The sequence below is a fragment of the Streptomyces sp. NRRL F-525 genome (assembly GCF_000716605.1).
In the GTDB taxonomy this organism is placed as follows: Bacteria; Actinomycetota; Actinomycetes; order Streptomycetales; family Streptomycetaceae; genus Streptomyces.
The window spans coordinates 81,337-106,269 of sequence record NZ_JNXE01000015.1 but is presented as its reverse complement, the minus strand read 5'-3'; the positions used below and the strand labels follow the sequence as shown (position 1 = coordinate 106,269).

28 protein-coding genes are annotated in these 24,933 nt (G+C 69.9%); 14 read left to right on the top strand and 14 right to left on the bottom strand.

The window, feature by feature from the left end; translation table 11 throughout:
* Positions 1 to 116 precede the first annotated feature (116 nt).
* Positions 117 to 995, top strand: coding sequence for a MaoC family dehydratase (locus OO69_RS22235; RefSeq protein ID WP_033282482.1), 879 nt, complete (start codon positions 117 to 119; stop codon positions 993 to 995).
* A 34-nt stretch (positions 996 to 1,029) separates the two neighbouring features.
* Here OO69_RS22235 and OO69_RS22230 read toward each other — a convergent pair whose 3' ends face one another.
* From OO69_RS22230 to OO69_RS22205, 6 genes are all read right to left on the bottom strand, one after another.
* On the bottom strand, positions 1,030 to 1,665 hold the full coding sequence (locus OO69_RS22230; RefSeq protein WP_033282481.1) for a TetR/AcrR family transcriptional regulator: 636 nt from the start codon (positions 1,663 to 1,665) through the stop codon (positions 1,030 to 1,032).
* Between the two features lie 27 nt (positions 1,666 to 1,692).
* Positions 1,693 to 2,016, bottom strand: coding sequence for a DUF4229 domain-containing protein (locus OO69_RS22225; RefSeq protein ID WP_033282480.1), 324 nt, complete (start codon positions 2,014 to 2,016; stop codon positions 1,693 to 1,695).
* A gap of 75 nt (positions 2,017 to 2,091) precedes the next feature.
* Positions 2,092 to 2,616 (bottom strand): GNAT family N-acetyltransferase, encoded by a 525-nt coding sequence (locus tag OO69_RS22220; protein ID WP_033282479.1) that lies wholly within the window; start codon positions 2,614 to 2,616, stop codon positions 2,092 to 2,094.
* A gap of 8 nt (positions 2,617 to 2,624) precedes the next feature.
* The gene (gene mqnE / locus OO69_RS22215) at positions 2,625 to 3,788 is read right to left on the bottom strand and encodes an aminofutalosine synthase MqnE (protein ID WP_019061244.1); all 1,164 of its coding nucleotides are present in this window, start codon (positions 3,786 to 3,788) and stop codon (positions 2,625 to 2,627) included.
* A gap of 48 nt (positions 3,789 to 3,836) precedes the next feature.
* Positions 3,837 to 4,292, bottom strand: a complete 456-nt coding sequence (locus OO69_RS22210) for an Lrp/AsnC family transcriptional regulator (RefSeq protein WP_019061245.1) — start codon at positions 4,290 to 4,292, stop codon at positions 3,837 to 3,839.
* 76 nt (positions 4,293 to 4,368) lie between these two features.
* Positions 4,369 to 5,004 carry a UbiX family flavin prenyltransferase gene (locus OO69_RS22205; RefSeq protein WP_033282478.1) on the bottom strand — a complete coding sequence of 212 codons (636 nt, stop codon included), beginning with the start codon at positions 5,002 to 5,004 and terminating at the stop codon, positions 4,369 to 4,371.
* A gap of 142 nt (positions 5,005 to 5,146) precedes the next feature.
* Between OO69_RS22205 and OO69_RS22200 the strand changes: the two genes are divergently transcribed.
* Positions 5,147 to 5,752: a rhomboid family intramembrane serine protease gene (locus OO69_RS22200; protein WP_033282477.1), complete on the top strand. Its 606-nt coding sequence runs from the start codon at positions 5,147 to 5,149 to the stop codon at positions 5,750 to 5,752.
* A 19-nt stretch (positions 5,753 to 5,771) separates the two neighbouring features.
* Here the strand turns inward: OO69_RS22200 and mqnP are convergent, their stop codons facing one another.
* Positions 5,772 to 6,674, bottom strand: coding sequence for a menaquinone biosynthesis prenyltransferase MqnP (gene mqnP, locus OO69_RS22195; RefSeq protein WP_033282476.1), 903 nt, complete (start codon positions 6,672 to 6,674; stop codon positions 5,772 to 5,774).
* Positions 6,671 to 8,122 carry a menaquinone biosynthesis decarboxylase gene (locus OO69_RS22190; protein ID WP_033282475.1) on the bottom strand — a complete coding sequence of 484 codons (1,452 nt, stop codon included), beginning with the start codon at positions 8,120 to 8,122 and terminating at the stop codon, positions 6,671 to 6,673. The genes mqnP and OO69_RS22190 overlap by 4 nt, the downstream gene beginning before the upstream one ends.
* 76 nt (positions 8,123 to 8,198) lie before the next feature.
* Between OO69_RS22190 and OO69_RS22185 the strand changes: the two genes are divergently transcribed.
* Positions 8,199 to 8,498, top strand: a complete 300-nt coding sequence (locus OO69_RS22185; RefSeq protein ID WP_033282474.1) for a PLD nuclease N-terminal domain-containing protein — start codon at positions 8,199 to 8,201, stop codon at positions 8,496 to 8,498.
* Positions 8,499 to 8,585: 87 nt separating this feature from the next.
* Entirely contained in the window at positions 8,586 to 10,013 is a 1,428-nt protein-coding gene (locus OO69_RS22180; RefSeq protein ID WP_033282473.1) for a purine-cytosine permease family protein, read from the top strand.
* Here the strand turns inward: OO69_RS22180 and OO69_RS22175 are convergent.
* The 3 genes from OO69_RS22175 to OO69_RS22165 all read right to left on the bottom strand — a co-directional run bounded on the left by OO69_RS22175 (position 9,998) and on the right by OO69_RS22165 (position 12,725).
* Positions 9,998 to 10,489: a DUF2505 family protein gene (locus tag OO69_RS22175; RefSeq protein WP_033282472.1), complete on the bottom strand. Its 492-nt coding sequence runs from the start codon at positions 10,487 to 10,489 to the stop codon at positions 9,998 to 10,000. The two genes, OO69_RS22180 and OO69_RS22175, sit on opposite strands and share 16 nt — an antisense overlap.
* An 88-nt stretch (positions 10,490 to 10,577) precedes the next feature.
* Positions 10,578 to 11,477, bottom strand: coding sequence for a calcium-binding protein (locus OO69_RS22170; RefSeq protein WP_078652526.1), 900 nt, complete (start codon positions 11,475 to 11,477; stop codon positions 10,578 to 10,580).
* 507 nt (positions 11,478 to 11,984) lie between these two features.
* Positions 11,985 to 12,725, bottom strand: coding sequence for a VOC family protein (locus tag OO69_RS22165; protein ID WP_033282471.1), 741 nt, complete (start codon positions 12,723 to 12,725; stop codon positions 11,985 to 11,987).
* A gap of 187 nt (positions 12,726 to 12,912) precedes the next feature.
* Between OO69_RS22165 and OO69_RS22160 the strand changes: the two genes are divergently transcribed.
* Both OO69_RS22160 and OO69_RS22155 read left to right on the top strand, forming a co-directional pair.
* Positions 12,913 to 13,521: a TetR/AcrR family transcriptional regulator gene (locus OO69_RS22160; RefSeq protein ID WP_033282470.1), complete on the top strand. Its 609-nt coding sequence runs from the start codon at positions 12,913 to 12,915 to the stop codon at positions 13,519 to 13,521.
* 46 nt (positions 13,522 to 13,567) lie between these two features.
* Positions 13,568 to 14,503, top strand: coding sequence for a transglutaminase-like domain-containing protein (locus OO69_RS22155; protein WP_033282469.1), 936 nt, complete (start codon positions 13,568 to 13,570; stop codon positions 14,501 to 14,503).
* A 42-nt stretch (positions 14,504 to 14,545) separates the two neighbouring features.
* Here the strand turns inward: OO69_RS22155 and OO69_RS22150 are convergent, their stop codons facing one another.
* The gene (locus tag OO69_RS22150) at positions 14,546 to 15,103 is read right to left on the bottom strand and encodes a TetR/AcrR family transcriptional regulator (protein WP_033282468.1); all 558 of its coding nucleotides are present in this window, start codon (positions 15,101 to 15,103) and stop codon (positions 14,546 to 14,548) included.
* Positions 15,104 to 15,223: 120 nt separating this feature from the next.
* Between OO69_RS22150 and OO69_RS22145 the strand changes: the two genes are divergently transcribed.
* The 4 genes from OO69_RS22145 (at position 15,224) to OO69_RS22130 (ending at position 17,355) form a co-directional block, all read left to right on the top strand.
* Complete coding sequence (locus OO69_RS22145) at positions 15,224 to 16,099, top strand: SDR family NAD(P)-dependent oxidoreductase (RefSeq protein ID WP_033282467.1); 876 nt, start codon at positions 15,224 to 15,226, stop codon at positions 16,097 to 16,099.
* On the top strand, positions 16,096 to 16,530 hold the full coding sequence (locus tag OO69_RS49500) for a nuclear transport factor 2 family protein (RefSeq protein ID WP_051801149.1): 435 nt from the start codon (positions 16,096 to 16,098) through the stop codon (positions 16,528 to 16,530). Before OO69_RS22145 ends, OO69_RS49500 begins: the two co-directional genes overlap by 4 nt.
* 151 nt (positions 16,531 to 16,681) lie before the next feature.
* Positions 16,682 to 16,936, top strand: a complete 255-nt coding sequence (locus OO69_RS22135) for a type II toxin-antitoxin system VapB family antitoxin (RefSeq protein ID WP_033282466.1) — start codon at positions 16,682 to 16,684, stop codon at positions 16,934 to 16,936.
* Positions 16,936 to 17,355 carry a PIN domain nuclease gene (locus OO69_RS22130; RefSeq protein ID WP_033282465.1) on the top strand — a complete coding sequence of 140 codons (420 nt, stop codon included), beginning with the start codon at positions 16,936 to 16,938 and terminating at the stop codon, positions 17,353 to 17,355. The genes OO69_RS22135 and OO69_RS22130 overlap by 1 nt, the downstream gene beginning before the upstream one ends.
* Positions 17,356 to 17,380: 25 nt before the next feature.
* On the opposite strand, the gene OO69_RS53555 is transcribed toward OO69_RS22130, so the two are convergent.
* A complete protein-coding gene (locus OO69_RS53555) occupies positions 17,381 to 18,640 on the bottom strand; it encodes a PucR family transcriptional regulator (protein ID WP_033282464.1) in 1,260 nt (419 codons plus the stop codon).
* Positions 18,641 to 18,741: 101 nt separating this feature from the next.
* Here OO69_RS53555 and OO69_RS22120 point away from each other — a divergent pair, with 101 nt between their 5' ends.
* The 4 genes from OO69_RS22120 (at position 18,742) to OO69_RS22105 (ending at position 23,967) form a co-directional block, all read left to right on the top strand.
* Positions 18,742 to 19,200 (top strand): nucleoside deaminase, encoded by a 459-nt coding sequence (locus OO69_RS22120; protein ID WP_033282463.1) that lies wholly within the window; start codon positions 18,742 to 18,744, stop codon positions 19,198 to 19,200.
* Entirely contained in the window at positions 19,193 to 20,158 is a 966-nt protein-coding gene (locus tag OO69_RS22115) for an isopenicillin N synthase family dioxygenase (protein WP_033282462.1), read from the top strand. The genes OO69_RS22120 and OO69_RS22115 overlap by 8 nt, the downstream gene beginning before the upstream one ends.
* 132 nt (positions 20,159 to 20,290) lie before the next feature.
* Positions 20,291 to 22,429, top strand: coding sequence for a hypothetical protein (locus OO69_RS22110; protein ID WP_033282461.1), 2,139 nt, complete (start codon positions 20,291 to 20,293; stop codon positions 22,427 to 22,429).
* Positions 22,426 to 23,967 (top strand): ABC transporter substrate-binding protein, encoded by a 1,542-nt coding sequence (locus tag OO69_RS22105; protein WP_033282460.1) that lies wholly within the window; start codon positions 22,426 to 22,428, stop codon positions 23,965 to 23,967. Before OO69_RS22110 ends, OO69_RS22105 begins: the two co-directional genes overlap by 4 nt.
* 13 nt (positions 23,968 to 23,980) lie before the next feature.
* On the opposite strand, the gene OO69_RS22100 is transcribed toward OO69_RS22105, so the two are convergent.
* Entirely contained in the window at positions 23,981 to 24,865 is an 885-nt protein-coding gene (locus OO69_RS22100) for a CU044_5270 family protein (protein WP_234444501.1), read from the bottom strand.
* Between the last annotated feature and the right edge of the window lie 68 nt (positions 24,866 to 24,933).

Genomic DNA, 24,933 nt, shown 5'->3' with positions numbered 1-24,933 from the left:
GTCACCCATGTACCCGCCATGGACCGCCCGGCTCGCCCCACTTGGCCTTACCTGCGGTAACCTTACTGCGAAGTAAGCCGAAAAGAGCCGCCCAGGAAGCCACCCGGGAGTGGGACATGGCCAACCCCTATCCGCCTCTCACCGACACCCCCGCACTCACCCCGCTCCTCCTCCGCGGCGCCCTCCTCTCCCCCTTCAAACGGCCCCGCCCCGACGCCCGGTTCCCCCGCACCCGCCTGGTCCTGCCCGGCGTCCGCGTCGACCTGGCGAAACTGGCCGCCTACGAACGCGTCTGCGGCTTCGCCACCGGAGACGACGCCCTCCCGATCACGTATCCCCACGTCCTCGCCTTCCCGCTGGCCATGCGCCTGATGAGCTGCCGGGCCTTCCCGCTCCCCCTCCTCGGTCTGGTCCACACGTCGGTGGAGATCACCCGACATGCGGCGGTACCGGCCACAGGGGACCACGAACTCACCGTCTATGTCGAAGAGTTGACCCCGCATCGGCGTGGCACGGAGGCGACGGTCACGACGGAGATGCGGGTCGGGGGCGAGGGTGTCGGCGGGGGCGGCGGCAAGGTCGTATGGGAATCGCGGAGCACGTATCTCGCCCGGCACCAGCGCGCCGACACACCCGCGCACGCGCCCGAAGTCCCCGGCGCGCAGGCCGCGTTGCCCACGATCGCCGAGTGGCGCCTCGCCGAGGACGTCGGCCGGCGCTACGGCTCCGCGTCCGGCGACCGCAACCCCATCCACCTCTCCCCGCTCACCGCCCGCCTCTTCGGCTTCCCGCGCGCGATCGCCCATGGCATGTGGACGGCGGCGCGGTGCCTGGCGGCGCACGGGACGCCCGAAGCCGCTTACGTGCGGGCCGAGTTCAGGGCGCCGGTGCTGCTGCCGGGGGTGGTGGAGTACGCGGCGGAGGGCGGCCGTTTCCAGCTGCGGAGCGGGGAGCGCACGCATGTGGAGGGGCTCGTCCGACCGCTCCCTTTATGAGCGGACGAGCGCTACGGCCATGAGCTGATGAGCGCTACGGCGTCCACGGCCGCCCCTCCATCAACTGCCCCAGCCCCGCCCACGCGAAGTTCATCAGCGTCGCCGCCGCCTGCTTGGCGGTGACGCCCGGGGTCGCGTTCGACCAGGCCGCCAGGGACTCGGCGGCGCCGACCAAGGCCTCGGCCAGACCGGCGACCTCGTGCTCGGGGAGGTCCGGGTCGCGGTGCGCCTCGCGGGCGGCCGCCGCGATCAACTCGGTGACGAACGCGACGAGTTCGGCGCGCATCGCCGCCACCTCGGCCGCGAAGGGCTCGCCGTGGGTGCGGGACTGGAGGTGCAACACGGCCCAGCCGTCCGGGTGTTGCGCGGTGTGCGTGAAGAACGCCCGCAGCCCGTCCCAGAGTTGGCGATCGGCGGGCGACCCGGTGTCCACACCGGCCCGTACCGCCTCGGTGAGCGCCTGGCCCTCGCGCCGGATGCACGCGGTGAACAGGTCTTCCTTCGAGTTCAGGTAGAGATACACCAACGGCTTGGACACGCCCGCGAGTTCGGCTATCTCGTCCATCGACGCGGCCATGTACCCGCGCTGCCCGAAGGTCTGCACGGCGGCGTCGAGCATCTGCTGCTCACGGACCGCCCGCGGCATGCGCTTGGTCTTCACGGCACCCATGGGGGCAAGGGTAGTTGGACCCAGGTGTCAGGAAGTCTGGCCCTGCGGGTGGGACGTCGGCTGGGCGGCCGGCTGGGCTGCGTCCACCGTCTCGTCCTCCTGGCTGCGGTTGGCGTCCAGGTTGGCCTTCATCCGGTCGACCCGCTCGACGATCTGCACCGAGGCCCGGTCCCGCACCCCGCGCAGCACCACGAAGCTGATCGGCGCCGAGATCACCAGCGCCAGCAGCACGATCCACATGCCGTTGGACTCGCCGAAGCCGCGCGGGAAGACGCCGAGATAGACGAGGCCCCAGACGACGCCGAGGCAGCCCGCGAAGACTCCGAGGCGCCACAGTGTGTAGCGGAACATCTCAATCCACTCTTCCGATTCGGGACAAGGGCATCAATCAGTGAAGCACGGTGTCGCACGGATCTTGCAGGGGGGTCACAGCAGCGGCAGCAACATGAAGATGTCGTCCCGGTCGTCCCCGGGGGCGACCCGGATCGCGCCGGGCACCCGCCCGACCTCCTTGTAGCCGCAGGAGCCGTAGAACCGCTCCAGGCCGTGGCCGCCCCGGCAGGTGAGGCGGATCGCCTCGATGCCGTCGAGGCCGCGGGCGGCCTGCTCGGCGGCGGCGAGGAGGTCGCGGCCGTAGCCCTTGCCCTGGTGGCGGGGGTGGACCATCACCGTGTAGAGCCACAGCCAGTGCAGCATCAGGCGGTGGGTGTTGAACGCGAGGAACACGGTCGCGGCGACCGTGCCCGTCTCGTCCCGGCCGACCAGCAGCCGGGTGCGGCCCTCCGCCATGGCGACGAAGTGCCGGACCAGTTCGGGCCGTATCTCGTCGGCCGTCACCGGTGCGACGAAGCCGACCGAGCCCCCCGCGTTGGAGACGTCCGCCCAGAGGGTGAGGATCTCCTCGCGCAGGGCGGGGGTTATCGCGGGGTCCAGTTCGAAAGTGAGCGCCATCGTTCCGTTCAGACTCGCATCGGCTGTGGCGACTCGCGCCGCGCCGGGTCCGGGCCGTCGTACTCGCGGATGATCTCGTAGCGCGTGTTCCGCTCGACCGGCTGGAAACCGGCGTCGCGGATCAGGTCGAGGAGGTCGTCGCGGGTGAGCTTGTTCGGGGTGCCGTAGTTGTCGGCGTCGTGCGTGATCTTGTACTCGACGACCGAGCCGTCCATGTCGTCCGCGCCGTGCTGGAGGGCGAGTTGGGCGGTCTGGACGCCGTGCATGACCCAGAAGACCTTGACGTGCGGGACGTTGTCGAAGAGGAGACGGGACACCGCGAAGGTCTTCAACGCCTCGGCGCCCGTGGCCATTTGGGTCCGCGCTTGAAGGCGGTTGCGGACCTTGCCGTCCTTCATGTCGACGAAGTCGTGCTGGTAGCGCAGCGGGATGAAGACCTGGAAACCGCCGGTCTCGTCCTGGAGCTCGCGCAGCCGCAGCACGTGGTCCACGCGGTGGCGCGGCTCCTCGATGTGGCCGTAGAGCATGGTGCACGGGGTCTTGAGACCCTTCTCGTGCGCCAGGCGGTGGATGCGCGACCAGTCTTCCCAGTGCGTGCGGTGGTCCACGATGTGCTGGCGGACCTCCCAGTCGAAGATCTCCGCACCGCCGCCGGTGAGGGATTCGAGCCCGGCCTCGATCAGCTCGTCGAGGATCTCGCTCGCGCTCAGCCCGGAGATGGTCTCGAAGTGGTGGATCTCGGTGGCCGTGAAGGCCTTGAGGGAGACCTCCGGGAGGGCCTTCTTCAGCTCGCTCAGCGACCGGGGGTAGTAGCGCCAGGGGAGGTTCGGGTGCAGGCCGTTGACGATGTGCAGCTCGGTGAGGTTCTCGCCCTGCATCGCCTTCGCGAGCCGGACGGCCTCCTCGATGCGCATCGTGTACGCGTCCTTCTCGCCCGGCTTGCGCTGGAACGAGCAGTAGGCGCAGGACGCGGTGCACACGTTGGTCATGTTCAGGTGGCGGTTGACGTTGAAGTGGACGACATCGCCGTTCTTCCGCGTCCGCACCTCGTGCGCGAGTCCGCCCAGCCAGGCCAGGTCGTCCGACTCGTACAGCGCGATGCCGTCCTCACGGGACAGCCGCTCACCGGAGCGGACCTTCTGCTCCAGCTCGCGCTTGAGCCCGACATCCATGCCCATACCTCTTCCTAAGACAGCTTGCTAAACGGTACGCCTACGTCTCTACGCCTCTTCGGGCAGCTCTCCGACCCGGTTCTCCCACTTCGTGGAGAGGACGATCGTCGTACGGGTGCGGGAGACGCCCTTGGTCCCGCTGAGCCGCCGGATGGTCTTCTCCAGGCCGTCCACGTCCGGTGCCCGCACCTTCAGCATGAACGAGTCCTCGCCCGCGATGAACCAGCAGTCCTCGATCTCGCCGAGGTCCTTCATGCGGCGCGCGACGTCCTCGTGGTCGGCGGCGTCGGAGAGCGAGATGCCGATCAGGGCGATGACGCCGAGGCCGAGGGAGGCCGAGTCGACGGTCGCGCGGTAACCGGTGATGACACCGGCCGCCTCCAGCCGGTTGATGCGGTCGGTGACACTGGGTCCCGACAGGCCGACGAGGCGCCCCAGCTCCGCGTAGGAGGCCCGGCCGTTCTCTCTCAGGGCCTGGATGAGCTGCCTGTCCACCGCGTCCATGCGATCGATTGCCTTCCGGTGATGACGATTGATGACGATGAATAAGTGGGTGCTGTACGTCAGTTGGTGCCGTACGTCAGTCGGTGGTGCGGAAGCCGGCGCCGAGGTCGCCCTTCCAGCGCCGGTACAGATCGTGCTCGACGCCAGCCGAGTCCAGGACCCGCCCGGCGACGAAGTCCACCAGGTCCTGGATGTGGGTGGCCCCGGCGTAGAACCCGGGCGAGGCGGGCACCACGGCCGCCCCCAGGTCGTCCAGGGTCACGAGGTGCCGCAGCGTCTGCCCGTTCAACGGCGTCTCGCGTACGGCGACCACCAGCTTCCGCCGCTCCTTGAGGGTGACGCTCGCCGCCCGCTGCAACAGGTCCTTGCTCAGCCCGAGGGCGATCCCGGCGACGCACGCGGTCGACGCGGGCACGACGATCATCCCCTTCGAGGGGTACGACCCCGAGGACGGCCCCGCCGCGAGGTCGCCCGCGCTCCAGTGCCGTACGGCGTCGAGGGCGGGCTCGAAGGTGCCGGGCTTGCCGTCGGCGCCGCGGGCCAGCCATTCCCGCAGGTCGTCCTGCCAGTGGGCGTCCCGGTAGGCGATCCCCGTCTCGTCGAGGAGCGTGAGCCGGGACGCGCGGGACACCACGAGGTCGACGCTCTCGCCGGCGTCGAGGAGCGCGCGCAGGACGGCAGCCGCGTATGGGGTGCCGGAAGCGCCGGACACCCCTACGATCCAAGGCGTACGCGGCGTCTCTCCTGGCTTGACTGGGTTCACGACACCGAGCCTAGCTGGCGTCGCGGGGCGGGAACCGGCCAAGGGTGCCGGGGCGTTCTTCTGTGAGGACGCGTGGACTGTGGGGGGTGCCATGTCCGGTACGGAGTTGGAGTGGTCGCAGGGCGACCGCGCGAAGGCCGCGGCCAAGCTGATGGTGGGCTGGGTCGCGCTGTTGTGGCTGCTCGAAGTGGTGGACGTGATCAGCGGCCACGCTCTCGACGGCTTCGGGATCGTCCCGCGCGAGCCGTCCGAGCTGATCGACATCGTCCCGGCCGCGTTCATCCACTTCGGCTTCGCGCATGTCGCCGCGAACAGCGTGCCGCTGCTGGTGTTCGGTTTCCTGGCCGCGCTGGGCGGCATCCGCCGGTTCGCCGCGGTCAGCGCGCTGATCATCGTCGCGGACGGCCTCGGGGTGTGGCTCATATCCCCGGCCCACACGAACACGGCGGGCGCGTCGGGCCTGATCTTCGGCCTCTTCGGCTTCCTGCTGGTGAGCGGTTTCGCGGAACGCCGACCGCTGGGCATCGTCGTGGGCCTGCTGATCGGCGCGGTGTGGGGCGGTTCGATCCTGTTCGGCCTGGCACCGACCCAGTCCGGGGTCAGCTGGCAGGCGCACCTGATCGGGCTGGTGGCGGGGGTGGGGGCGGCGTTCGTGTTCCGCCGCAGGCCCACCCCGAGGACCGCACTGACATCGTGAGGACTCAACTTGCCGCCGCTTAGACGGTGAGCCCCCGCACCAGCAGATCCAGCAGCGCACACACGAACAACGCGATCCCGATGAACCCGTTGACGCTGAAGAACGCCCGGTTCAACCGCGAGAGATCATGCGGCCGCACGATCGAGTGCTCGTACACGAACGCGCCCGCGACGATCAGCAGGCCGAACCAGAAGAAGGCACCGGCGCCGGTGGCCGCGCCGTACCAGGCGAGGAGGGCGGTCGTGATGGCGTGGCAGACGCGCGCGCCCCAGATCGACGCCGGGATGCCGAAGCGCGCCGGGACCGACATGACGCCGATCTCGCGGTCGGTCTCGATGTCCTGGCAGGCGTAGATCAGGTCGAAGCCGCCGATCCAGATGCCGACGGCGAGACCGAGGATCACCGCGTCCCAGGACCACTCGCCGGTGATCGCCAGCCAGCCGCCGACCGGGCCCATCGCCTGGGCGAGACCGAGGATGGCCTGCGGGAAGTTCGTGAACCGCTTGCCGTACGGATAGACCACCATCGGGATCACCGCGATGGGCGCCAGCGCCAGGCACAGGGGGTTGAGGAGCGCCGCCGAGCCCAGGAAGACGACGACGGCGACGAGCGCGCCCGTCCACGCGTGCCTCACCGACATCGCGCCGGTGACCAGTTCGCGGTGCGCGGTGCGCGGGTTACGGGCGTCGATCTCGCGGTCGATGATCCGGTTGACCGCCATCGCGAACGTCCGCAGCCCCACCATGCAGATGGTGACCAGGAGCAGCCGCCCCCAGTGGATGTTCTCGTCCATCTCGTACATCGCGGTCAGCGCGGCGATGTAGGCGAAGGGCAGGGCGAAGACGGAGTGCTCGATCATGACGAGGCGTAGGAACGCCTTGGTGCGCCCCGGCTGCGGGATCGCGGCAGACGCGCTGCTCACAGTCCGTACTCCTTCCACCGGCGGTCGACCTTCGCCGCCGTCTCCGGGTCGGACAGCACCATCTCGGGCCAGCCGCCGTCCCGCGTGTAGCCCTCCTCGGGCCACTTCCTCGTCGCGTCGATCCCCGCCTTGCCGCCCCAGAACTGCTGGTAGGAGGCATGGTCGAGATGATCGACGGGTCCTTCCACGACCGAGAGATCGCGGGCGTAGTCCGTGTTGCCGAGCGCCCGCCACGCGACCTCGTGCAGATCGTGGACATCGCAGTCGGAGTCGACGACGACGATCAGCTTGGTCAGGGACATCATGTGCGCACCCCAGACCGCGTGCATCACCTTCTGCGCGTGCTTCGGGTACTTCTTGTCGATGGAGACGATCGCGCAGTTGTGGAATCCGCCCGCTTCGGGCAGGTGGTAGTCCACGATGTCCGGCACGATGATCTTCAGCAGGGGGAGGAAGAAGCGCTCGGTCGCCCGTCCCAGCGGTCCGTCCTCCGTCGGAGGCCGCCCTACGACGATCGACTGAAGCAACGGCCGCTTCCGCATCGTGACGCAGTCGATGGTCAGCGCGGGGAAGGGTTCCTGCGGTGTGTAGAACCCGGTGTGGTCCCCGAACGGCCCCTCAGGCAGCATCTCGCCGGGCTCCAGCCACCCCTCGATGACGACCTCGGCCTGCGCCGGCACCTGCAACGGCACGGTCTTGCAGTCGACCATCTCGATCCGCTTGCCCGCGATGAACCCGGCGAAGAGGTATTCGTCGATGTCACCGGGAAGGGGCGCGGTGGAGGCGTAGGTCACGGCGGGCGGACACCCGAAGGCGATCGCGACCGGCAGCCGCTCCCCGCGCCGCGCGGCCACCTGATAGTGGTTCCGGCTGTCCTTGTGGATCTGCCAGTGCATGCCGATGGTGCGCTTGTCGTGGCGCTGGAGCCGGTACAGCCCGAGATTGCGGATCCCGCTCTCCGGGTCCTTCGTGTGCGTGAGCCCGAGGTTGAAGAAGGACCCGCCGTCCTGCGGCCAGGTGAAGAGCGCGGGCAGCATGTCGAGGTCGACGTCGTCACCCGTGAGCACCACCTCCTGCACCGGCGCTTCCTTGACCTTCTTCGGCGGTACGTGGGTCATCGACCCGAGCTTCCCGAAGGCGTCCCGCACGCCCACGAACCCCTGCGGCAGTTCGGGCCGCAGCAGCCCGCCGATCTTGTCGGAGATGTCGCCGTACGACTTCAGCCCGAGCGCCTTCAGCAGCCGCCGGTCGGTCCCGAAGACGTTCATGGCGAGGGGCATGCTCGATCCGCGGACGCTCTCGAAGAGGAGGGCGGGTCCACCGGCCTTCTGCACCCGGTCGACGATCTCCCCGACCTCCAGATAGGGGTCCACCTCGGCCTTGATGCGCTTGAGGTCTCCCTCGCGCTCGAGTGCCCTGAGCAGGGAGCGAAGATCGTCGTAAGCCATGTGTCCAAGTATCGGCCACCCGCTAACCTGACCCCGTCACCGGGGCCGTCTCACCCATCAGGAGAATCTCGCCGCCATGCTCAGGTATCTGCCCTTCCTGCTGGTCCTGGCCCTGTGGATCTACGCCTTCGTGGACTGCCTGAACACGCCCGAGGAGGACGTGCGCGGCATGCCGAAGCTGGCGTGGGTGTTCGTGATCCTGCTCTTCGGCGAGGTGCTGGTGGGCCCGGTCGCGTGGCTGATCGCGGGCAGGCCGCGCCGTACGGCAGCCGGGGCGACGACAGCGCCGGGCCAGTGGATCGCGCCGGACGACAACCCCGAGTTCCTGAAGTCCCTGAACAAGGACGACCTCAAGGACGACCCCAAGGCCGAGTGATACGTGCAGGTTGTACGCCGGTGAGCGGCCCGGTACGGACAATGCGCCTCTGGGCCCGGACCGGCAGGAACCGGACACTTACCTCGCATGACGACTGCTCCCGCCGAATCGACCGGCACCCTCGCCCCCGAATACGGTGACAAGGTCATCGCCGTAGAGACGGCCGGTGCCGAGCCCATCCCCGACGCCGAACGCCACGGCAGCCCGCTCCAGCTCCTCTGGACCTGGGCCTCCCCGAACATCGAGTTCGCGACCGTCTACATCGGCGTGATCTCGGTCCTCTTCTTCGGCCTGAGCTTCTGGCAGGCGACCGCGGCGATCGTCCTGGGCACGGGCCTCGGCGCGATCACGCAGGGCTTCCTCTCCCTGGACGGCCCGCGCTTCGGCGTCCCGCAGATGGTGATCGGCCGCTTCTCCTTCGGCTTCCGCGGCAACATCATCCCGTCGGCGGCCAACGGCCTTGTGGCGGGCGTCGGTTGGTTCGCGGTGAACAGCGTGAGCGCGGCGTTCGCACTCAACACGCTCACAGGTCTACGTCCCCTGCCCTCGCTGTTGCTCGTAGTAGTGGCGGAAATCCTCATCGGCTTCATCGGCCACAACTTCGTGCACACCTTCGAGAAGTACGCGTTCCCGGCGCTCGCGGTGATCTTCCTGCTGGCCGGCGTCTGGACCTTCAAGGACGCGCACCTCGGCGGGGGCGGCACGGGCGGCGGCGTGGGCGGCTTCCTGCTCGCCCTCAGCGCGGCGTGGGGTTACGCGGCGGGCTGGAACCCGTACGCCACGGACTACGCGCGCTACCTCCCCCGCACGGCGAACAAGTTCAAGACGATCCTGTACCCGGCGCTGGGCCTGTTCGTGTCGGTGACGTTCGTGGCGGTGATGGGCGCGGCCTCGGCCACGCTCCTGGCCCCCAAGGACGCGACCCCGACGGCGGCCTTCACCGGCCATCTCCCGTCCTGGCTCGCCAACTTGGTCCTGCTCGCGATCATCCTCGGCGCGATCTCGGCGAACGCCCTGAACGTCTACTCCGGCGCGATCTCCCTCACGGCGCTCGGCCTGAAACTCCCCGCGTGGCTGAACCGCAGCGTCCTGGTGGTGGTCTCAGGCGTGGCCGGTACGGCGGCGGCGTGGGCGTCCCTGTCCGACGCGGGTTCGGCGTACGAGGCGTTCCTGCTGGTGATCGCGTACTGGGTGGCACCGTGGCTGGGCGTGGTCCTGGTGGAACGCTGGTACCAGTCACGCGGCACGACGACAACGGAGCAACTGGCCCCCCGCCTGACCGACCCCACCTTCACCAACTGGCCAGGCCTGGCAGCCCTGTTGATCGGCGTAGCGGTCTCGGTCCCCCTCTTCTCCAACCAGGAGGACTACGTCGGCTACGTCCCGAAGCACTGGCCGTCCTTCGGCGACAGCACGCCGATCGTGGGGTTCGTGCTGAGCGCGGTGCTGTACGTGGTGTTCACCCGCCTCGCCGGACGGACCTCGGCGCCCGCGGCCGCTCAGGCCGAGGTCTGACGGTTGTAGAGCACGACGGTACGGTCCCACTCCTCACGCAGGTTCTTCTCCGTGGCGGTCTCCAGCAGGCCGCCGACGGAGAAGATCTTCGCGTCGAAGGTCAACTCCACCCGGAGGCGGGTACGGACGCCGTCGACGGCTTCGGCCCACAGGCTGCCTTCGTGACGGATCTTGTCGGCCAGGCTGCTCGGCGTGACCCTCCAGGTCCACAGCCGGTCGGCCTTCTCGAAGGTCCCGTCCTCGGTCTCACTGAAGCCGGGACCGAACAACTGGGCCACTGGACCGGGCAGTTGCCCCCCTCGCTGGAACCAGGCCCGCCGCACGACCCGCTCCTCGCTCTCGCGCCGCCCGGCCGTCTCATAGCTCCGGTACCTCAACTCGCCCTTGTACAAGTCCTCTTCACGCCGCGGATCGAGTAACCAGGCGAAGAACTCGTCGGGAGCACCGGCCACGTCATAGGTCAGCCTGAACTTCATAAACGCAAAGTATCAGCCCGACCACCCACTGTAATCACCCTTCAACGTACGCCAGAACCCCCGAAGTTGACGCCGAGCGGTCGGCCGACTAACCGACTACGCGGTTACTGCCGGGGCCGCCGGAGAGAACGTCGTTGCCCGGGCCGCCCACGATGGTGTCGTTGCCGCTGTTGCCGTAGATCACGTCGTTCCCGCTGTTGCCGTAGACGTCGTCGTCACCAGTGCCGCCATAGAGGTGGTCGTTCCCGGCCCGGCCGTAGATGTAGTCCCTTCCGCCCGCTCCCTGGATGGTGTCACTGCCGGACCCGCCGTCCAGGGAGTTGACGGCAGCGGTTCCGGTAATGGTGTCGTTGCCGTTGCCACCCCAAATGTTGTTGCCCGCCGTGAGGGTGTCATTGCCGTCGTCGCCGTACATGTCACGGCCATTGGTCAACCGGTCGTCCCCGGGGCCACCGTGGAGGTTCTCGAAGCCGAGACCGGCCGGGTTCGGGTGACCGTTCGAGGTGTACCGGGTTCCGTTCAACGTGTCGTTGCCCGGGCCGCCGTAGACGTCGAAGCGGCGGTCGGGGAAGTTGCTCAACGACGTGTCGTTGCCGTCACCGAGGTTCAATATCGCCCGCGGATAGGCTCTCGGGGCGGCGGAATCGTCAGAGAACGTGCAGGTCACCTTGGTCGGGTCGCCGGGGTACTCGGTATCCGCGCCGGGATGCTCGCACCCGGGCCCCGCGGCGATCGGCACGATGTCGTCGATACCGATTTGAAGCTCTTCCCGGCCGGTACCGTCCGAGGAATAGCCAGAGATCCAGTAGAAGACCTTGTTCGTCTGTCCGCTGGCCGCGGTATAGACGACATGGTCGCCACCGACGACAACCGCGGTGGCACTACCCTGGGCCGCCCGCGTCACTTCCGCGGCCTGCGCGCCCGCCGCAGGCAGCAACACCCCACCAACAACAAGAGCCGCTGCGGCACCCGGCCAGGTACGGCACATTCTCCGACGGTACGTCCCCATGAGTTCCCCCTCCGATGGATACCGGTCGCCGGCACCCACCAGAAGACCTACGGCACACACAGACGGTTGTACGGCACCGCACCTCCACCGCCCACCGCAAGCAACAGACGCCCCTCCCCGCCCCGTTCCGGCCCTGCACCCTCTGGAGGCCGGGGCATTTCCTAACCGCTCAAAGCACACGACGGTGGTTAGTTTTACCCACAGCCTCCAGCACCCCTCACCCCTCACCCACCGCTGGCCGCTGAGCCGAGGCGGCGTGCTGGCGAGACGCGAACGCGCCCCCTCCACACCGGCCGGCAACACAGTTCAGGCAAGGGGATTCCTACCTGGCCCCCCATTCCTCCGGGCCACTCGCTCGCTTCTCAAACGGGCTGGAGCGGCCCTAGTCAAGGGTGGAGCGAAGCGGAATCGGCGAAGCCGACGCGACCGCAGGGAGCGCCCTTTACTCGGGCCGCGGAAGCCCGACACTGGCCAAGAAGCGAGTGGTCAGGACAGCGCCAGAACGCAAAACTCGTGACCTTCCGGATCAGTCAGACACGTCCACGGAACATCACCCTGCCCGAGATCCAGATCGCTCGCCCCAAGCCCCTTCACCCGCCCCACCTCCGCCTCCTCGTCGTCACCGGGATACGGCATCAGATCAAGATGGACGCGATCAGGCACGGCCTTCACTCCAGGCACGCGCAGGAACTCCAAGTACGGCCCGACACCCTCGGCGGAACGCAACGAGGCCTGGTCGTCGGACACTTCAAGAACAGCCCAGTCCAACACCTCGCCCCAGAACCGCGCCATGACCCGAGGATCCAAGCAATCGACGACCACCGCAGCGATCGGCCCGGTGTCCCGATAGATCTCCCGGGGTTCCAGCACACAGAACTCGTTGCCTTCAGGGTCCGCAAGGACCGTCCACGGCACATCCCCCTGCCCCACATCGACGGGCGCCGCGCCGAGCGACCGTAGACGCGCGACCAACTCCGCCTGGTGGGCAGCAGAAGTGGTGGCGAGATCAAGGTGCAGCCGGTTCTTCGTCGGCGTCTTCACTTCCGGAACCGGCACGACATCGATACCGAGACCGACCGGCTCCGGCCAGACGAGGCCGCCACCCGGCCCGACGTACGTGGTCACACCAGGGCTGAAGACACTCCAGCCGAGCGCCTCCCCCCAGAACCGCCCGACCGCCAAAACGTCAACGGCCTTGATATTCACCTGAACGGGACGCAGCGCCATGCGGCCGATCCTATGCACCCCCACACAAAGCCCACCGGACCCACGGCCATCCGTATCCCCCGAGACGGACGGACGCGGGCCCGGCCACCGCCAAGTCTGGACCGCCGGATGACCAGACCGGAAGAGGATTCCAGAAATCTGCTCTAGAAATTCACTCTAGAACCGAGTTCCCAATAGGCTGCCCCGCATGAGCCCCAAGCAACAACGCGGCGAGGTCACCGCAGACCTGCTCCTCGACGCCGCGCTGCGCCTGTTCGCGGAGCAGGGCGAGCAGGGCCTGACCGTGAACGCCGTGACGAAGGCCAGCGGTGTCAGCCTCGGCAGCCTGTACCACCACTTCGGCAGCCTGGACGGCCTGGTCGACGCCCTGACGGAGCGCTGGCTGAGCCGACTGCTGGGTGAGTTGATCACCGCGCTCCAGGCGACCCGCACCGCCCGCACCGGCATCCGCGCGATCGTACGGACGCATCTCACCTTCGTCCGCGAACACCGGGACGCCGCCCTGCTGTTGCACTCCGCCAGAACCGACCAGCGGAACATGATCCAGGCCAGAGAACTCCGCGACTCCCAGGAGGCCAGACTCTCGGTGTTCGCCACCTGGGTCCAATCCCACGTGGATTCGGGCGAGTTGGCCCCACTGCCGCTGCCCCTGCTGGAGTCCCTCGTCCTGGGCCCGCTGGTCGGCGTGGTCCGCCGCTGGCTCTCCGGCATCGACGACGTCGAACTCGACCTCGACGAGGCCGCCCGCGTCCTCCCGGAACGCATCTGGCGCTCGGTCGCCGCGAACCCGAGCTGAAGTAACTCTGGACAATCCAGGGCGAATTTTGACACGGTCGGGTGCCATGCCCCTCACCGCGGACCTCGCCTTCTACGCCACCCAGAGCACGTACTCCACTCCCGGCACCCTCGCCCACCACTACGCGGACCTCCCCCGCGACCCGACCCAACTCGCCCGCATCACCCGCGACTTGCTCATCCACCGCCTCGAAGACGGCTTCTACGACCACACCCACCCCACCGACCGCCTCCACAACGACGCCGAGACCCGCTACATCGACGACATTCTGCGGATCGTGGTCGACCGCAACCCCGCCCCACTCACCCAGCCACGCGAACCCGGCGACCGGTTCGTCGGAGTGTGCCGGGACTTCTCGCTCCTGCACTGCTCGTTCCTGCGCCACCTCGGCATCCCGGCCCGCATCCGCTCCGGCTTCGCCGACTACTTCAACGCGCCCGGCACCGACGCCTCCCAGCTCTTCCACGGCGACCACGTCGTCACCGAGTACTGGACCGACGACCGCGGCTGGCTCCTCGCCGACTCCCAGCTCACCGATCCGACCGTCACCGCCCACTGGAACGCGGACTTCGACCCGATGGACGTACCCCGAGACCGTTTCCTCGTCGCGGGCGAGGCCTGGCAGGCGATCCAGGAGGGCAGGGCCGACCAGGAGACCTTCGGCCTCCACCCTCCGCACGAAGGCCCCTTCTGGGGCGAGTGGTTCGTCGCCGGCAACATCCGCCTCGACCTGGCCGCGCTGAACAAGGTGGAGACGCTCCTGTGGGACGTCTGGGGCGAGGAAGAAGAGGGCGGCGAACCCGGAGGCCAACTCACCGGCCCCACCCAGGAGTTCTACGACCGCGTCGCCCTGGTGGTCAGCGGCGACGTCTCCTTCCCCGCCGCACGCGACCTGTTCACCAAGGACGCCACCCTGCGCACCCCCAACACGGTCACGTCCTACGCCCCGTTCAACGGCCCGAGCCGCGTCACCCTGCGCTGAGGGTGAGGGCCGTACGCAGGGCCCCAGCCCCCAGGGCCGGCGTCAGGCCCGCAGCCCCTGGGTCACGATGTCGAGAAAGGGCGCCTGCGCGCTTCCCGTCGCGGCGTCCTTGGGAAGGGCGGCGACCAGTGCCAGGGCCTGCTCGGCGGTGATGTCGGGCCGTACGAGATCCACCTCGCGCGCACGGTCGAGGAGTTCGGCGAAGGCGGCCCGCATGGGGCGGCAGGCGCCGGCCAGCGGGGAGGCGCCGTCGAGACCGGCGCCGACGTGGTCGCTGGCGCCACGGTAGCGGGCGAGGCTCTCGTCGTAGAGGCGCAGCCAGGCGACGACGCCGTCCCAGACCGGACCCTCGGCCAGCAGGCGGCGGGCCTCGGCGGCGAGGTGGGCTGCCTGTTCCTCCATGAGGGCGCCGAGGAGGTGCTGGCGGCTCGGGAAATGCCGGTAGAGGGTGCCGCGGCCCACGCCCGCCTCCTGCGCGACCTCCTCCATCGGCACCTCCACACCGCGGCGGGCGAACACGCGTCCGCCGGCCGCGAGCAGTGCCGAGCGGTTGCGCACGGCATCCGCGCGCCGGGTCGAGGGCTGGGGGGTTGCGTTCATGGAACGACTCTATTTGACAACCGGACACGGTGTCCATATCGTCGAAACAGGTAAACGGACAGCCTGTCCGATTACTGTTCTCGCAGTTCACCGCTGCTTTTCACCGTGAGGAGGCATGCCGTGACGCGCTCCGGCAAGGAAGTCGTCGCCGTGGTCACCGGCGCCAGCAGAGGCGCGGGGAAGGGCATTGCCGAGGCGCTCGGCGCCACCGGCGCCACGGTCTATGTGACCGGGCGGTCGCAGGGCGGCGGGGACTCGCCGTACGGCGGGTCCGTGCGCGAGACCGCCGGGGAAGTCACCCGGGCGGGCGGCACCGGCGTCCCCGTCGTCGTCGACCACGCGGACGACGGCGCGGTCGCGGAGCTGTTCGCGCGGGTGCGGTCCGAGCACGGACGGCTCGACATCCTGGTGAACAACGCCGCGATGTTCGCCGCCCCGGCGCCGGGCGGCTTCTGGGAGCGCCCGCTGTCCACCGTCGCCCCGCTGACCGTAGGCCTGCGCTCGCACTACGTCGCCGCCTGGCACGCCGCACCGCTGCTCATCGCGGGCGGCCGCGGACTGATCGTCAACACCGGCCACTACGGCGCCGTCTCGTACCACCAGGGTCCCGCGTACGGCGCGCAGAAGGCCGGCGCCGACAAGATGGCCGCCGACATGGCGAAGGAGCTGTACCCGTACGGTGTCGCCGCGCTGTCGATCTGGATGGGCGGCGTCGACACCGAACGCGCCCGCGCCCATCTGCGGTCGCTGACCCTGACGCCGGAGCAGCGCGCCGCGCTCCCGCCGCGCGAGTCGCCGTACTTCACCGGGCGCGTGATCGCGGCGCTCTACGCCTCCGACGAGCTGATGGCTTTCTCGGGACGCGCGGTGATCGGCGCCGAACTCGGCGCGTACTTCGACGTCACCGACGTAGACGGCAGCCGCCCCCGCTCCCGGCGCCATGTCCTCGGCGGCCCGCCGGAACCCCACCCGAGCCTACGACCGGAGGCGTCGTGACACGTCAACCAGCAAGCGCCACCGACCACTTCGCCCTGACGCAACTCCTCACCGAGACCGCGTGGCGCATCGACCACGGGCGCGCGGACACCGTGTGGGAGCTGTTCACCGAGGACGGTGAGATGCGCCTCGGTGGAGCGGCACTGCGCGGCCGGGACGCGATCCGCACATGGGGCGCCGAACGCCCGGCCGCGCGGACACGGCACGTGCACACCAACACCCTCTTCACCCACACCTGCGACGACACGGCCGAGGGCGTGTGCGTCCTGACCGTGTACATGGACGACGGCACGGGCGGCACCACGCCGTTCGCCGTCACCGAGGAGACCGGCCGCTACGTGCGGACCGGGGACGGCTGGCGATTCGCCGCCCGGGTCACGGACGTGCTGTTCGGCGGCGGTCCGAACGCGCAGGTGCGTCAAGGGAGTTGAACCATGAGCAGGATCTCGCGATCGGTCGCCGCGAACCCGAAGTGACTCCCACGGCCACCTCCTCAGAGGAGCTTCACCAAAACGATATCACTGCGCCGTGAATAATGGTATCGTTCTGCCGATTGGCATCGTCGGCGAAAGGACCCTCCGCATGGCACGAACCGTCATCGACCTCGACGAGGAGATGGTCACCGAGGCCATGCGCATCTTCGGGACCAAGACGAAGGCCAAGGCCGTACGCCTCGCCATGGAGGACGCCGTCAAACGACACCTGCGGCAGGAGTTCTTCGACGCGATGGACGCCGGCGAACTCGACTTCAGCGAGATCGTCGAGAGCACCGGCCCACGCAACGCCGACGGCTCCCTCACGCGCCATGGCGACCGCGACGGAGGCCGCGCCGCCTGATGCAGGACCGCTACGTGATCGACAAGTCCGCCCTCGCCCGCTGGACGAAACCGAGCGTCAAGGAAGTCCTCAAACCGCTCCACGAGCGCTACCTGCTCGCGGTGTGCCGGCCCACCGAGTACGAGATGATCCATTCGGCACGGGACAGTTCCGAGGCCACGCGGATCAGCACCTGGCTCCACGCCTTCGACTACCTCAGCACGGACGACGACGCCTTCGCCCGCGCCCTCGAGGTCCAGCGCCATGCCCTCAATGCCGGCTTCCACCGCGCCCTGTCCCTGCCCGACCTGCTGATCGCCGCCACAGCAGAGCTGAACCGGCGGACGATTCTCCACTACGACGGCGATTTCGACATGATCGCTTCCCTGACGGGACAGCCCGCCGAATGGGTCGTACCGCCCGGCAGCGCCGACCGATGAGCACACCGCCCCCGGCCGGCCCTCCTCACGCCACCGTCCGCAACCCCCGCACCTGCGCCGCCCCCATCCCCCGCACCACCCGATGCGCGCACACCGCCGCCAGCAACTCCCCCAGCAGGTCCGGGTCGTCGATCTCCAGACCGAGCAACGACTCGATGCGTTCCAGGCGCTGGTAGAGGGACTGGCGGCCGATGTGCAACAAGGCCGCCGTCCGCGTCGGCGAGCAGCCGTGGCGCAGGTGCACCTCCAGCGTCCGCACCAGGTCGCTCGGGTGCGCCGCCTCCCACGCGAGCAACGGGCCCAGCGCGTGCTGGACCAGACGGGACAACCGGTCCCGGTTCGCGTCGACGCCGCCGCGCGTCAGCTCCCGTTCCAGGGCCAGCGCTCGTGCCGAGGTCACCAACGGGCCCTCGGGGACGGCGGGTTCGGCCGCCGGGACCGTCAGCGCCAGCTCCAGCGTCGTACGGGCCGCCCGCAACGTGTCGCTCCAGCGCAGCCACCCGCTCCCGGCCTCGACCGCGTGCCCGACCGCGACCGTCAGGCCGGGGTCGGCGGCCGTACGGAACGCCTCCTGGACCGCGCGGATGGGGTCGCCCGCGACGGACCCCGGAAGCGCGAGCAGGGCCAGGACGTCGCCCGGGAACGCCGCCCGCAGCACACTCGCGCCGCCCAGCAGCCGTACCGCCCGGTCCACCGCCGTCACCTCGCGCGCGCCGTGCACGGAGACCCCGATCAGGCGGGCGCCCGGGCCGGGGTGGAAGCCGGCGAGGGCGGACCGCGCCTCGACCTCGGGCTGGTTCAGCGCGGCGCGGTCCGCCAGGTCGGCCAGGAGGGCGGCCGTGTGGTCGTCGCCCCATGGGCGGACCACCGAGCGGCCGGAGAGGCCCCGGGCCACGATCGCCCGGTTGGCCGCCTCGGTGATCCGCACGAAGGGGACGACCCGGTGGAGGGCGAGCAGGGGAAGGCCCAGGCGGCGGGCCTCGTCCGTGACCTCCTCCGGCATCGTCGGGAGCGAGCGGCCGATCTCCACCGCCAGGCCGGACGCGCCCCGGGCCGCCAGCTCGCGGACGTAGCGGCGGCGGATCTCCGCGTCCGTGTCGGTGAGGCCGAAGCCGTTGGTGAGGAGGAGTTCGCCGCCGTCGAGGAAGTTCGCGCCCTCGTAGACCTCGCTGGAATGGACCCAGCGCACGGGGCGGTCGAGCGCGGCCTCGCCCGCCAGGAGCTGGGGCTCGGTGGCACGGACCGGGTCGAGGGCCAGGACCTCACGGAGGGTGAGTGCGGGCACGGGCACCTCCAGGGGCGCTGACAGTTCGTCCGGGTACGGGTTGCGGGGAGAGTACTTTCCGCACGTTGCCCTCGTGTTTCGGCCACAGGAGAGTGGGACCCATGAACCGCATCGATCAGGCACAGGCACGGACCTGGCTGGCCACCGCCGTCGCGGAGGCCCGCGCCGGGCTCGCCGAGGGCGGCATCCCGATCGGCGCCGCGCTCTACGGCGCCGACGGCACCCTGCTGGGCCGCGGCCACAACCGGCGCGTCCAGGACGACGACCCCTCGATGCACGCGGAGACGGCCGCGTTCCGGGCGGCGGGGCGGCAGCGGTCGTACCGAGGGACGACCATGGTCACGACCCTCTCCCCCTGCTGGTACTGCTCCGGGCTGGTGCGGCAGTTCGGGATCTCGCGGGTCGTCGTCGGCGAGGCGGCGACCTTCCACGGCGGGCACGACTGGCTCGCCGAGCACGGTGTGGAGATCGTCCTCCTCGACGACCCCGAGTGCACCTCGCTGATGCGCGACTTCATCAAGAACAACCCGGCACTCTGGAACGAGGACATCGGTGACTGAGCCCCGCATCCCCACGATCGATCTACGGCCCTGGATCTCCGGTGACGAGCAGGCGCGGAAAGACATCGCCCGCACCGTCGACGACGCCCTCCAGACGGCCGGGTTCCTGCTCGTCACCGGGCATGGGGTGGACCCGGGTCTGCGGTCCCGGATCCGGGAGGCCTCGCGCGCCTTCTTCGCCCTCCCAGTCGACGTGAAAGAGGCCTACTCCGCCAAGGTCGGCGGGCGGGGCTGGCTCGGGCCCGGGGCCGAGGCCAACGGGTACTCGGAGGGGACCGAGACCCCGCCCGATCTGAAGGAGTCGCTGACCTTCGCCACGCACAAGCCCTTCGAGGACCCGGTGATCAACGCCGAGTGGTACGCGCCCAACGTGTGGCCGACGGAGATCCCCGAACTGCAGGCGCTCTGCGAGGAGTACCTCGACCGGATGGGCGAGCTGGAGAAGCAGCTGCTGTCGCTGCTCGGGGTCGCGCTCGGGCTCGAACCCGACTTCTTCTCCCAGCACATGGACCATCCGACGTACGGGTTCAACATCAACTGGTACCCGGGGGTCGAGGTCGTCGGGGAGCCGGAGCCGGGGCAGTTCCGGATCGGGCCGCACACCGACTTCGGGACGGTGACGATCCTCGACCGGCAGGCCGGGAAGGGGGGACTTCAGGTCTTCACCGACGAGGGCGGGTGGGAGGACGCGCCGTTCGACCCGGAGGCGTTCACCATCAACATCGGTGATCTGATGGCCCGTTGGACCGGGGACCGCTGGCGGTCCGGGCGGCACCGCGTGCTGCCGCCGCCCGCCGACGCGCCCGCCGAGGAGCTGATGTCGCTCGTGTACTTCGGCGAGTGCACCCCGGGCACTCGCGTGGAGTCCGTGCCCGCGCCGGTCGGGCGGGTGGCGTACGACGCCGTCGACTCGCATGTCTATCTGCGGGAGAAGCTGGACTCGATCACCGTCGACTGAACCAAGGCTCCCGTTCCGACATTTTCGTAACGCAACGGACACCACGCGCCCTAGTACGAAACAACTCCCCCTATTTACCCTGGTGTTGATAGACAGGTTCCGGTGCCAGGCGACCGCTCAGGGGGAGATGCGGTGGGAAGAGGGCTGCATGGACGCGGGGCGCTGTTCGAGGCACAGCCGCCCGGTCTCGCCTCACGCCTGATCGGCCTGCGGCCGTACGAGCTGCTCACCTCGCCGTACGAACACCCGGAACCGCCCTTCGTGGTGCTCGCGGGCGCGCGCGGGCTCGGCAAGAGCATGGCGCTGGCCGAGTTGCGGAGCGCGTACCGCGGGCACACGCCGGTCGCACTGATCGACTGCGAGGCCGACCGGCTGACCCGGCTGCCGGACGGGCGGCCCGCCGCCACCTGGTCGCCGGTGTGGCAGGCACTGGCGACCGTCGCGGAGCAGCTGCGCGAACCCGTGGTGCACGGCGCCGGGAGCATCGACTTCCCGCGTCTGGAGGCCGGGTTGCTCGCCGTCTGCGCCACCGGCTGGGGCACGCGGGACGAGGACAGCGCCCGCGAGGAGGCCCGCCGCATCCTGCTGCTGAGCGACCCGGCGCGGCGCTGGGCGGTGATCGCGCAGGGCTGGGCCGGCAAGGTCGCGTCCCGGCTGATCGCCAATCTGTCCGGTACGGGGCCGGTCGGCCAGGCCGTCATCGAGGCGACCCTGGACACCCTCTTCGACCTCGTGTGGACGCCGAACGGACTGCTGAAGGCGGGCGCGGACTGGTACAGCGCCTACCCGGGCGCGAGCGGTGACGCCAAGCGCGGGCTGATCGAGATCGCCCGCGACTTCCGCGCCGACGGCACCTCCCGCGCGGACGCCGAACGCTGGCTGCTGCGCGCCCTGTTGGCCGACCTGAGCGACACCTACCGGCGCCGGTGGGAGCGGATGCGCCGGGTGGGGCGGCCGGTTGTGCTCGTCGACAACGTGCAGTCCGGGCCCGGTCCCGGGCTGATGAAGGCCGTCCTGAGAGAGCGTGCCGACGGCACCGGTGACCAGGTGGTCTTCTTCGCCGCTCTGCGCGGCCGCCGTCACCCCGAACTGCCGGACACCGTACGGCATCCGCTCCCGGAGGTGGCCCGCGCGAGCGGCTGGGTGCCGGGGGCCTCGCCCTCGTCCCGGGCCCTGGTGGTGACCCTGCCCGCACTGACGCCCGAGGAGGCGCGGCGCGTCATCGCCGACGTGTGCGCCACCGACGCCGACGGTTCTACGCGTGTCGAGGTGCCGCCCCAACTGCCGTACGCCATCCACCGGTTGACGGCCGGCAGTCCGCTGGGGGCGGCGGTGCTGGGGCAGGCCGTACGGCAGAACCGGCCCGCGGGAGCCGTCAGTCCGGGCGAGCTGCTGACCGCCGGGCTGAAGCCGGACGGGGACGCGGAGCACGAACGGCGGCCCGTGTACCGGGAGTTGCTCGACCGGCTGGTGCCGCCGGGGCTCGCGGAAGAACTGGCCGTGCTCGCCACCGCGCACGACGGCGACTCGGCACGCGCACTGGCCGAGGCCCGGCTCGGGGACAGTTTCGGGGCGGCCGGGGTGAACCGCCTGCGCACCCAGCTCACCGCCGAGGGACTCCCCCCGGCCGAGGGCTACTTCGTCGGCGACCCCTTCCTCCGCACCCTGCTCCTCCTCCGCCTCCACCTCGACGACGCCGACCACGGCCGCTGGCGCGCCGTCCACCGCTCACTGCTCTCGCACTACGACGGCCTGCCCGGCAACCCGGACACCCCGGCCCGCGCCCGCTACCGCCTGCACCACGAACTCGCCCTGGGCGACACGGCGGACGCGGTCGCCTACCTGCGCACCACCTTCCGCACCATCACGCCGTACGCCTGGCTGGAGACGCTGCTGTTCGTCACCGCCGCGCCCTACTACCACGCGCACGATCCGCACGGCCGGGACATCGGCGCCCCCGGCGACCACCGCAAGGCCGTCGCGCTCGCCCGCACGGACGCCGAGGAGGACCCACCGCCCGGCGTGGACCCGACTCTTCATCTGACGGTACGGCGGCTGCTGCACGCGGTGTGGCAGGTGACCGACCCGCTGGTGCTGCCGGACGAGGAGGTCGCGGGGCGGATGCACTTCGATCTGGAGCAGTTGTCGAACATCTGGCCCGCGGGCAGCGAACCGCTCTGGCGGGCCGCCCAGCAGTGGCCCGAACAGGCCCTGGCCGGGCGCCCGTTGAGGGTTCCGGCCGGCGACGACCGAGACGGGGGCGGGCGATGAGAGCGTGGCCGCACGAACTTCTCCAGCGGATCCGGACGATCCCGATCTACCGCTACACGGCCCTCGTGGTCGCCGCCGTGCTGGTCTTCGGGCTGGTCCAGCTGACCCGCACCCTGCTGCACGACGACCGGTCCTGCGCGGCCGGGGTGGCACGGCCCGAGGACAGCGGTGAGTGCGTGGGGGTGTCGACCTCGTCCTTCGACTTCGGGCAGCGCCAATTCGCCGACACCATCAGGTCGGTGGCCCGCGAGAACCGCTCGCTCAAGGCGGGCACGTACGTCACCGTCGCGCTCTTCGAGCCGTTCACCGCGACCGACGCCGACACCATGAACGACGTACGGCACGAGTTGCAGGGCGCCTATCTCGCCCAGTACCAGGCCAACCACGACGACAACGGCGAGACCCCGTACATCCGGCTGGTGCTCGCCAACCCCGGTGCCACGGGCGCCTATTGGGAGCGGACCGTCGACCGGATAGTGACGATGACGACCTCGTCCGACCGGCTCCGCGCGGTCACCGGCATAGGGACCAGCACCGACAACAACAAGAAGGCCGTGGCGAAGCTGACCCGGCTCGGCGTCCCGGTGATCGGCACCTCCATCACCGCCGACGACCTCGCCAACGGCCAGCAGGGCAAGGACCCTTACCCCGGGCTCGCCCGCGTCTCCCCCACCAACACCGACGAGGCCCGCGCCCTCGCCGCCTACGCCAAGGTGACGGCCGACCGGGCCCTGCTGGTCTACGACAAGCCCGGCGACCCGTACACGAAGACGCTCCAACAGGCCTTCGCCACCCTGCTGAAGGGCTCGCCGTACGGCTCCTGGCCGTTCACCCCGCCCGCCGACCGGAGCCAGGAAGGCAGTACGCCCAACACCTTCCGGCAGATCACCGACCTCATCTGCGACACGGACGCCAAGCTGAACACCGTGTTCTTCGCCGGACGGCACACCCAACTCCGCCAGTTCATCAACGCGTTGGGCCGCCGAGGCTGCCAGTCCCGCACCTTCACCGTGCTCACCGGCGACGAGGGCTCGTACCTCACCGGCGACAAGAAGCTCGACCGGACGGCCCTCCAGCACGGCGTCGCCGTCCGCTACACCGCCCTCGCCCACCCCGCCGCCTGGACCAACAAGCCCCCGGCGACCGGCGGTTCACCCCAGGACACTCAGGACCTCGACAAACTCCTCGCCACCGCCAAGACCTCCCCCGTCGGCCCGATCGGCCCGGTCTCCCTCGACGACGGCCAGGCGATCATCGCCTACGACGCGATGCGCCTCGCCGTCCACGGCATCCGCGAGGCCACCCCCGACCAGCAGAAGATCCCGCCGCTGGCCGACGTCGGCCTCCAATGGCCCCAGGTGAAGGGGTCGTTGCGGGTGAACGGCGCGAGCGGCTGGATCTGCCTGGACGTCCACGGCAACCCGTACGACAAGGCCGTACCGATAGTGGAACTCACCCCGCAGGGCGGCTCCCGCTTCGTGAAGATCGCCTGGCCGGAGGACAGGCCGCCCGCGAAGGACTGCCTGCCTCCGGCCTGAACGCCCTTGTCCCCTACGGCCGTTCGCCCGCCTTGTCGACGATCGCCCGGCGCAGGACGGCGGTGTCGGCGGTGACCGTGCCCTTCTTCACGCCGGCGTTGTCCTTGGTGGCCACCTCGCGCTCGCCCAGGAACTCGTAGGTCTTCGCATCGAAGATCCACTCGTCCCGGAGCGGGTTGAAGGGGTCGGTCCGGGCGATGGCGACACCGGGGCGCCCGGCGGCGTCCTTCACCCCCTCGACCGTCGTCACTCCGGGAATCCTGGCCACCGCCCGGAACAGCGCCGCGCTCTGCTTCGGCGGCACGACGGAATCGCGGAGGAGATCGCCGACCAGCACGAACATGGCCTGGTTCTTGTCGTCACCGCCGTACTTCGGGGCGGTCGTGGCCAGGTAGTCGTACATCGCGTCGGCGTCGGTCGGCAGCGTCCTCACGTGGTTGTAGAAGGACGAGACGTCCCAGCCGGCCTTGCCCGGCTTCACGTCGACCGGGACGGAGTGCGCCCCCATGCCCGCCTGCCGCACCAGCCCGACGTGCAGGCCGTCCACCGACATCCACACCTCCTGCCGGTGCGGTGGATCGATCCGGGTCTTCGTCCCCTCCCCGGAGTTCGCGTACGACACCTTGCTGTCCACGTACACGAACTGGTCGTCGCGGACCGTGCCGTAGGACTTCTCGTGCTCGGCCGCCAGCGCGATGTCCTCCAGGAGCGCGACCGTCGACTTCCGGGGCGGCTTCGCGGGCGCCGGCGAGGAGCCGGACGAAGGCAGCACCACGAAGGTCACGGCCGCGGCGGTGGCGACGGCGGTCGCGGCGAGCGCGGGCCGCAGCCACTTGTTCCGCCGGGGAGCGGGCGCGCCCTCCTGGACGGCTGCGGTCTCGTGCCGGATCTCGGTCATCAGATGCTCCTTGAGGAGTCGGTGACGGCCCGGCGGAAGGTCTCTCTCGGGAAGGTCCGGGAGCTGGT